The following is a 4,512-nucleotide window of genomic DNA, read 5'->3' on the forward strand; positions in this document are numbered from 1 at the left end:
CCGCGCCCGAGCTGCGCAGCTCACGCAGCTCCGTCTCGGCGGTCTGAAGGCTCGTCAGCGCCTTGGCGCCCATGGGATAACAGCGCCACTTACCCTCTTCTCGCACGACGGCAACGCCGAAGCCGTCCGGTGCGTCCGCGGACGGCCCTTGCGCTGGAGCGCGCTGTGCTCCCATGGGCGCCTACGCTAGTCGCTGACCAGCCCAACTGACCAGACGGAACACCGCCGCCCGCCGAAAGTGTGCAAACCTAAGACGGTGGCGCACCCTGTATCCAAGACTCCGGTTTGCGTGCTGGGGCTGGGCCTGATCGGCGGCTCGATCATGCGGGCCGCGACCGCGGCCGGCCGCGACGTCTTCGGCTACAACCGATCGGTCGAGGGGGCGCACGCGGCCACCGCCGACGGCTTCGACGCCAGCACCGATCTCCACCACACCCTGACGCGGGCCGCCGACACTGATGCGCTGATCGTCGTGGCCGTGCCGATGCCGGCGTTGGCGGGCATGCTCGCCCACATCAGCGAGCTCGCCCCCGAGTGCCCGCTGACCGACGTCACCAGCGTCAAGAGCGCGGTGCTGGAAGAGGTAACCGCGGCCGGTCTGCTGGAACGCTTCGTCGGCGGCCACCCCATGACGGGCACCGCGGACTCGGGCTGGGCCGCCGGATACGCCGGGCTGTTCACCCGGGCCCCGTGGGTCATCAGCGTCGACGACCACGTTGACCCCGTGGTGTGGTCGATGGTGATGACGCTGGCGCTGGACTGCGGGGCGCTGGTGGTACCGGCCAAATCGGACGAGCACGACGCGGCGGCGGCTGCCATCTCGCACCTGCCGCACCTGCTCGCCGAGGCGCTGGCGGTCACCGCGGGCGAGGTCCCGCTGGCGTTCGCGCTGGCGGCCGGCTCGTTCCGCGACGGCACCCGGGTCGCCGGCACCGCCCCGGACCTGGTCCGGGCGATGTGCGAGGGCAACTCCGAGCAGCTGCTCCCGGCCGTCGACCACGTCATCGAGTTGCTGGTCCGCGCCCGCGACTCGCTGGCCAGCCACAACTCACTGGCCGACCTCATCGACGCCGGCCACGCCGCGCGGACGCGTTACGACAGCTTCCCGCGCTCCGACATCTTCACGGTCGTCATCGGCGAGGAGAAGTGGCGCGAGGAACTGGCCGCCGCGGGCCGGGCGGGCGGGGTGATCAGATCCGCTCTGCCAAGCTTGGGTAATCCACAATGAAGCCGTCCTCGTCGACGCTCACGGTGGTGTCGGCGACGGGTGAGCGCAACTTGATCCCGTCGAGACGGCCCTCGCTGGTGTAGCTGACGGTCGCCGCGGTGACGCTCATGTCGGGCACGTTCACGTAGACCATGGGCAGGGTCACCGTGTCGGCCCGTTCGTGCAGCGCGAGGCGCCGGATCGGCAGCGCGTTGAAGAACGGGCTGAACACCACGTCGACGTCGAGCGCGCCGTTGTATCCGGCGCGCCGCTCGCCCTGGTGGTCGGTGATCAGCCACATGTTTTCCTCGTCGCGGGCGATGGAGAGCACGCGTTCGCGCTCGGCCAACGTCACGGTCAACCCCAGCCGCTTGGTGGCGCCGGTCTCGTCGGTCTGCAGGTCGTAGTAGGCGCCGAACGCCGGATTGGTCGGGGTGGCGGCGGCGACGATGCGCCCGTTAGCCCTCATCCGCTTGTTGGACAACTGGATTCGTACCGATTCCATGCGCGAGATGTCCTGCGCGCGCCAGGTCAACATCGCCTGCCATACGCGCCGGGCGGGTTCGGAGGGGGCCGTGTTCACTCTTCTACCGTAAAACTTGTCCACCGACGGCGGCACGTTTGTCGACAAGTGCGGTCGGCGTCACGTGGTCGCGCCGACGCAACCGCCCGCGTAACCGGCCGGTACCGGGCGCCGACGCCCACACCGCGAGCGCCAACAGGCCGTCGAGGATCAGCGCCAATGCGGCCACCATCAGCGCACCGACCAGCGCGAGGTGGAACTCGCGCTCCTTGATCCCGTCGATCAGGTATCGGCCCAGGCCGCCGAGGCTGGCGTAGGCGGCGACGGTTGCGGTGGCGACCACCTGCAGCGTCGCGTTGCGCAGCCCACCCAGGATCAGCGGCAGCGCGTTGGGTATCTCCGCGCGCAGCAGCACCTGCGCCTCCGTCATGCCCATCGCGCGGGCGGCGTCGACGACCGACGGCTCGACGTTGGCGATGCCCGCATAGGTGCCGGCCAGCAGCGACGGCACGCCCAGCAACATCAGCGCGACCAGCGGCGGCCCCAAACCCAGCCCGAACAGCAGCACCCCCAGCAGCAGCACGCCCAGCGTCGGCAGCGCGCGGAGGCCGTTGACGGCGCCGACCACCAGGAGCGTGCCGCGCCCGGTGTGCCCGATGATGAGCCCGACCGGGACGGCGATCAACGCCGACGCGCCCACCGCGATCGCGGTGTACTCCAGGTGTTCGAGGATGCGCGAAGCCAACCCGACGGGGCCGGTCCAGTTGTCGGCGGTCAGGAGGTAGGACAGAGCCTGCTGCACGAAGTTCATCGCGCACCGCCCACGACAGGGGCCACCACCGACCGGCGACGCGGCCTGCGCCCGGCCCGCTCCCACGGCGTCGCCAACCGGCCCGCCAGGACGATGAGCGCGTCGATGGCGATCGCGAGCACGAACAGCGCGATGATGCCGGCGACGATCTGATCGCTCTTGTCGGTCTGGTATCCCTCGGTGAACCAGGTGCCCAGGCCGCCGATGCCGATCACCGAACCCACCGAGACCATCGCGATGTTCGTCACCACCACGACGCGCAGCCCGGCGACCAACACCGGAATGGACAGCGGCAGTTCGACTTTCAGCATCCGCTTGATCGCGGGGTAGCCGATGGCGGTGGCGGCGTCGTTCACCTGGGCGGGCACCGCGTCCAGCGCCTCGAGCACCGCCCGCACCAACAGCGCGGCGGTGTAGGCCGTCAGCGCCACCATGACGTTGGCCTCGTCGAGGATCCGGGTCCCGATGATCGTCGGCAACACCACGAACAGCGCCAGCGACGGGACGGTGAACACGACGCTGGCGGTGGCGGTCGTCAGCCGCCGGGCGATCGGCGCGCGCTGCACCAGCACACCCAGCGGCACCGCGATGGCCAACCCGATCACGACCGGCACCAGCGACAGGCGCAGATGGACCACGGTCAGGGCCCAGGCGTCGTCGAGGTGGGCGAGCAGGTAGTGCATGCCTAGGCCCTTCGCCGTGCTTCCACCGCGGCCAGTACGTCGGCGGCCAGCACGCCGCCGATCAGCTTGCCCCCGTCGTCGACGGCGACCCCCAGGCCCGACGGCGAGGACAGCGCCGCGTCGAGGGCGTGGCTGAGGTTGCCGTCGGGGCGGAACACCGAACCGACGCCGCCCATGCTGTCGGACAACGACGCGCCCGCGCGGTGCTTGCGCAGGCCCTCGGCGTCGATCCAGCCCACCGGGATGCCGGCGTCGTCGACCACCACCGCCCAGCCGTCCGGAAGGCCCGCGTCGGGGAGGCTGGCCGCGGCGATCCGGTCGATGTCGTGCAACGGCAACCCGTCCGCGCCCATCAGCTGCAGCCACCGATACCCGCGGCCCAGACCGATGAACCGTGCGACGAATTCGTTGGCCGGACGCGACAGCAGGTGCGCGGGTTCGTCGTACTGCTGCAGCACGCCGTCCCTGAACACCGCGATCCGTTCGCCGAGTCGCAGCGCCTCGTCGATGTCGTGTGTGACGAACACGGTGGTCTTGTGCAGTTCGCTTTGCAGACGCAGGATTTCGTTCTGCAGTTCGTGGCGCACCACCGGGTCGACGGCGGAGAACGGCTCGTCCATCAACAGGATCGGCGGATCGGCCGCGAGCGCGCGCGCCACACCGACGCGTTGTTGTTCGCCGCCGGAGAGCTGCGCCGGGTAGCGGGTGGCGATCTTGGGGTCCAGTCCGACGCGTTCGAGCACCTCGTAGGCGGCCTTGCGGGCGTCCCGGCGAGACCGGCCCTTGAGCACGGGAACCGTTGCGACGTTGTCGATCACGCGCTGATGGGGCATCAGGCCGGCGTGCTGGATGACGTAGCCGATCCCGAGGCGCAGTCGCACCGGGTTGACGGTCGACACATCCGCCCCGTTGACAGTTATCCGGCCGGAGGTCGGATCGATCATCCGGTTGATCATCCGCAACGCCGTGGTCTTGCCGCTACCCGAAGAGCCCACAAATACCGTCAATTCGCCGTTGGGGACAACCAGGCTCAGCCGGTCGACGGCCGTCGTCCCGTCGGCGAATACCTTGCTGACGTTGTCGAAGACGATCAACGCTGTTGACCGATCGGGTGGTTGAAGCCGTTGTCGCGCACCCAGTTTCGCGCGGCCTGATCGGGATCGATGCCGGAGTTGCCCGACACCGCGGCGTTGAGGTGGGCCAGGCCGGAGGTCGTCAGCTTCGCCGACACCGCGTCCAGCACGTCCTTGAGGCGGTCCGACTTCTTCTGCGAATTCACCAGCGGCAC

General features: G+C 69.7%; 6 protein-coding genes and 1 pseudogene. 1 reads left to right on the top strand and 6 read right to left on the bottom strand.

The annotated features are described in order from the left end of the window. Positions 1-175: pseudogene (locus A5712_RS30430) on the bottom strand (tRNA adenosine deaminase); the annotation flags it as partial. A gap of 114 nt (positions 176-289) precedes the next feature. Between A5712_RS30430 and A5712_RS21960 the strand changes: the two are divergent. Next, complete coding sequence (locus tag A5712_RS21960; RefSeq protein ID WP_068109697.1) at positions 290-1,228, top strand: prephenate dehydrogenase; 939 nt, start codon at positions 290-292, stop codon at positions 1,226-1,228. On the opposite strand, the gene A5712_RS21965 is transcribed toward A5712_RS21960, so the two are convergent. The 5 genes from A5712_RS21965 to A5712_RS21985 all read right to left on the bottom strand — a co-directional run. After that, a complete protein-coding gene (locus tag A5712_RS21965; RefSeq protein ID WP_369830422.1) occupies positions 1,191-1,745 on the bottom strand; it encodes a putative glycolipid-binding domain-containing protein in 555 nt (184 codons plus the stop codon). The two genes, A5712_RS21960 and A5712_RS21965, sit on opposite strands and share 38 nt — an antisense overlap. A 49-nt stretch (positions 1,746-1,794) precedes the next feature. Continuing rightward, positions 1,795-2,541 carry an ABC transporter permease gene (locus A5712_RS21970; RefSeq protein WP_068109702.1) on the bottom strand — a complete coding sequence of 249 codons (747 nt, stop codon included), beginning with the start codon at positions 2,539-2,541 and terminating at the stop codon, positions 1,795-1,797. Beyond that, the gene (locus A5712_RS21975) at positions 2,538-3,224 is read right to left on the bottom strand and encodes an ABC transporter permease (protein WP_068109705.1); all 687 of its coding nucleotides are present in this window, start codon (positions 3,222-3,224) and stop codon (positions 2,538-2,540) included. Before A5712_RS21975 ends, A5712_RS21970 begins: the two co-directional genes overlap by 4 nt. A 2-nt stretch (positions 3,225-3,226) precedes the next feature. Continuing rightward, positions 3,227-4,318: an ABC transporter ATP-binding protein gene (locus tag A5712_RS21980; RefSeq protein WP_068109710.1), complete on the bottom strand. Its 1,092-nt coding sequence runs from the start codon at positions 4,316-4,318 to the stop codon at positions 3,227-3,229. Then, the coding region (locus tag A5712_RS21985) for a glycine betaine ABC transporter substrate-binding protein (protein WP_304528673.1) at positions 4,315-4,512 on the bottom strand (198 nt) is incomplete at its 5' end. The genes A5712_RS21980 and A5712_RS21985, both read right to left, overlap by 4 nt.

The sequence above is a fragment of the Mycobacterium sp. E2327 genome (assembly GCF_001672675.1).
Lineage (GTDB): Bacteria > Actinomycetota > Actinomycetes > Mycobacteriales > Mycobacteriaceae > Mycobacterium.

What these genes read in the sequence shown, in the direction of transcription:
- A5712_RS21970 (WP_068109702.1), bottom strand. Translation starts at nt 2,541, where the DNA reads ATGAACTTCGTGCAGCAGGCTCTGTCCTACCTCCTGACCGCCGACAAC.
- A5712_RS21965 (WP_369830422.1), bottom strand. Translation starts at nt 1,745, where the DNA reads ATGTTGACCTGGCGCGCGCAGGACATCTCGCGCATGGAATCGGTACGA.
- A5712_RS21975 (WP_068109705.1), bottom strand. Translation starts at nt 3,224, where the DNA reads ATGCACTACCTGCTCGCCCACCTCGACGACGCCTGGGCCCTGACCGTG.